The following is a 1,386-nucleotide window of genomic DNA, read 5'->3' as shown; positions in this document are numbered from 1 at the left end:
TACTATGACGGAGACAATTCCTTTCGTGACCACCAGACGGTTATGGGCAGTGACATGATAGGCACTGTTGCCGGCCACTCGCAGGCGGCTGGATGGATACAGCCGATACCCCACCATTGGCAAAGCGCTCTCGGAGGAGCCTGGTTAATGGGGTATGCGTCGAATTTGCCTATCAACGGGCGCCTATCGCAGGGGCCTAGCCTGTATGCATGGAGCGGTAAGGTGGGAGCAAGCGTAGAAACCATTCGCTGGTTAGACTACCCCTTGGCAAATCCGTTGGGCACCTACGGCCGCGACCCGGCTCAGGAAGGAATTCTTGCGGCATCTAACCCCGTTTGGAATGAGGTTAGCGAGGCATATTTAGGCTTTGTTCGGGGCGACGACTACATTGTAATTGGCAAAACCGGTGGTCTTGAAACGGGGATTGGTTACAAGGATTCGCGTGACGACGGCAGTCTCATGCATGGTTACGACACGTACGCGGTCGACGACAAATCAAACTACTACTGGGTCTATGATCTCAAGGAGATTGTTGCCGCGGACTATGCTTACTCACCCCGGCCCTATGCATATGGCTCCCTTGACCTGTTTTCGCCTGGTCTGATAGTCGGTGCCGATTACCACGATGGGAGGCTATACACGTTCTCCTTTGATCGCGATCGGATTCAGAACCGATATGAGGACGAGCCAGTTGTTACGGTACATGAATTCTGTGAATAGCCTCGCATGATTGCGGAGTGATTGACCCAATCGACAGCGCTTCTGCCAAAATGCCAGAACCTAAACTAAACGCTTGGGATCGGTGAGAAGGGCGCATTTTCGCTCGATTTCCCGCAAGGAGAGAGGATATGAGCAGCGCAGAGAGTGTTGAAGTCGCGAAGCGGTTGCCCGCTATAGAAAGGATCCCGACCATTTTTATTGGATACGACTCCCGAGAGCATATGGCAGCTGCTGTTCTTGCTGACTCGATAGCGCGGCTAGCGTCCAAAGCTGTGAACGTGGTTCTACTAGACTCACTTGCTTTGCGCAGAGCGGGACTTTATCGAAGGGCGCCGGATGTCAGGTCGACGTGTTGGGGGGCGGAGAAGCTTGACCACATGATTGACGCATTTGATGGTCGCCCCTTCTCGACAGACTTTACGTTCACAAGATTTTTGGTGCCCGCGTTGAATCAATATAACGGCATGGCCCTTTTCATGGACAGCGATATGTATTTTCGTCGCGATCCCATGGAAGTCTTCGACATCGCAGCTTCCAATCCAGAGATAGCGCTCTGGTGTGTGCAGCATCAATATGATGGGGGTGGGGTAGATCAAAAGATGTACGGCACCCCTCAAAGCCGATATTTCCGGAAGAACTGGTCGAGCTTCATGCTGTTCAAATGTG

Annotated in this window: 2 protein-coding genes; both read left to right on the top strand. The window is 52.7% G+C overall.

Translation table 11 applies throughout. The features are described from left to right. The coding region (locus V6D20_08095) for a hypothetical protein (protein HEY9815746.1) at nucleotides 1-720 on the top strand (720 nt) is incomplete at its 5' end. A 377-nt stretch (nucleotides 721-1,097) separates the two neighbouring features. Continuing rightward, nucleotides 1,098-1,386, top strand: a 289-nt coding sequence (locus tag V6D20_08090; GenBank protein HEY9815745.1) for a hypothetical protein, incomplete at its 3' end; no start/stop codon positions are given.

It is taken from the genome of Candidatus Obscuribacterales bacterium, from assembly GCA_036703605.1.
GTDB lineage: Bacteria > Cyanobacteriota > Cyanobacteriia > RECH01 > RECH01 > RECH01.
This window is presented reverse-complemented; position numbering and strand designations above follow the sequence as displayed.